This is a genomic window from Lacticaseibacillus salsurae (assembly GCF_045862175.1).
Classification (GTDB): Bacteria; Bacillota; Bacilli; order Lactobacillales; family Lactobacillaceae; genus Lacticaseibacillus; species Lacticaseibacillus salsurae.
Genome location: NZ_BAAFZI010000135.1, coordinates 1 through 1,461, shown reverse-complemented (window position 1 = coordinate 1,461; position 1,461 = coordinate 1). Strand labels below are relative to the sequence as shown.

General features: G+C 47.8%; 1 protein-coding gene. It reads left to right on the top strand.

What is annotated here, in order from left to right; all coding sequences use genetic code 11:
• Window positions 1–141: 141 nt before the first annotated feature.
• Window positions 142–1,383: an ISL3 family transposase gene (locus ACKTSG_RS14235; protein WP_407895683.1), complete on the top strand. Its 1,242-nt coding sequence runs from the start codon at window positions 142–144 to the stop codon at window positions 1,381–1,383.
• Window positions 1,384–1,461 lie beyond the last annotated feature (78 nt).

The following is a 1,461-nucleotide window of genomic DNA, read 5'->3' as shown; positions in this document are numbered from 1 at the left end:
GGGTCTACACTTTCTGGTGTTGGAGAAATCCAACGCTAAGAGTGTAGGCCCGTTTTAAATGACAAAATAATAGGGCACCTATAAGGCTACCCGTGCTATGCTCTAAGCGACGAAACCAAAAGCTAGCGAGGTAATCTATCGATGTCCCAGTTCAATACTACTCTGTCCATGTTGGGAATTCCAGATTCAAATATTCACGTATCTGAGGTATACGACGAATACCGCGGTAAAGGCTCACGTCGCCATAAGGTACACGTCATCTTTGGAGAGCTCTCATACAGCCTCAAACGCTGCCCACTATGCGGTATAGAGGCCTTGCACCCAAATGGGCACAAGCTTACCCACATTCACATCAATGGCGCAACGGAGATCCCCACGATCCTAGATCTAAACAAACAACGATGGTGGTGCGATAACTGCTCGCATTCAATCATGGCAACTTCACCCCTTGTTGACCGAAACCATTCCATCGCCAAAGGCATCCAAAGCAGGGTTGTTAAACTGGCCCGACTTCGTCTGCCTAACAAGCAGATTGCCCTGATTCTTGGTATTTCACAGGCAACGGTGCAGCGGATCCTCAATGACAAAGTGAAGTACCATGCCGCTAGAAGTCTGCCGACGAATCTGTGCTTTGACGAGTTCCGTTCGACTGGTAATATGATGTCTTTTATCTGTATCGATGGCGATACCCACAAATTAGTCAGTCTGCTGGGAGACCGCTTGAACAAGACCATCAAAGACTTCTTCATGTCCCACTATAGCCTTCAGGACCGCCAATCCGTACAGACTATTACAATGGATATGAACGCTGCGTATCAGCTGTTTATCCCTGAAGTCTTCCCCAATGCGCAAATCATCATTGACCGTTTCCACATCGTCCAGCTGCTTGGTCGCGCATTGGATCAGGCCCGCATCGCGACCCTTAAGCAGATTCAAGATCATCACTTGCGCACCTATAAGGTGCTCAAATCTCAGTGGCGGATCTTCCACAAAGCTGATCCAGACGCAGCACGCAGCCGTTACTTCTTCGGCTTGAACGAATACATGACGGAACAGAATGCCTTGGACATCGTCTTTGACGAATATCCTGACTTTAAGCAAATCTATGACCTCTATATTGCCCTGCACAATGCACTGATGAGCCAAGACACACGAGCATTCTGGCGCATTATCGATACATATCGGCCAACAGGGAGTGCAATGGACACAGCGATCGACACGCTCAAGAAGAACCGTAGCGGTGTCCTTGCCGCAACAGCCAGTCCTCGTTCTAACGGACCAATTGAAGGCATCAACCGTCTGATCAAGTCCTTGAAACGCTCATGTTTCGGCTTCAGTAACCAAACCAACTTCTTCAATCGCATCTACCAACAGACCGCCTAAAAATAACAAAAAGACCTCCTATCATGGAGATCTTCCCGAATGATATATTTATTCTTCAACACCAGTTGACACAGACCC